General features: G+C 40.7%; 1 protein-coding gene. It reads left to right on the top strand.

What is annotated here, in order from left to right; all coding sequences use genetic code 11:
- Positions 1-533 (top strand): ubiquitin family protein (locus H9Y04_RS49320; protein ID WP_214662323.1); only part of this gene is annotated, 533 nt, incomplete at both ends.

The raw sequence follows: 533 nt of genomic DNA, 5'->3' as shown, positions 1-533 counted from the left end.
AAGTCGAAGATTCAAGACAAAGAAGGAATTCCACCAGATCAGCAACGTTTAATTTTTGCCGGTAAACAGTTGGAAGATGGAAGAACACTTTCCGACTACAACATTCAAAAGGAATCTACTCTTCACTTGGTGTTGAGATTGAGAGGTGGTATGCAAATCTTCGTCAAGACTTTAACCGGTAAGACCATTACTCTCGAAGTCGAATCATCCGACACTATCGATAACGTTAAGTCCAAGATTCAAGATAAGGAGGGAATCCCCCCAGATCAACAGCGTTTGATCTTTGCTGGTAAACAATTGGAAGACGGAAGAACTCTTTCGGATTACAACATCCAGAAAGAATCTACATTGCACTTGGTATTGAGATTAAGAGGTGGTATGCAGATTTTCGTCAAAACCTTGACTGGAAAAACTATCACTCTCGAGGTCGAATCGTCTGATACTATCGACAACGTCAAGTCGAAGATTCAAGACAAAGAAGGAATTCCACCAGATCAGCAACGTTTAATTTTTGCCGGTAAACAGTTGGAAGA

The sequence above is a fragment of the Streptomyces polyasparticus genome (assembly GCF_014493765.1).
Lineage (GTDB): Bacteria > Actinomycetota > Actinomycetes > Streptomycetales > Streptomycetaceae > Streptomyces > Streptomyces polyasparticus.
This window is presented reverse-complemented; position numbering and strand designations above follow the sequence as displayed.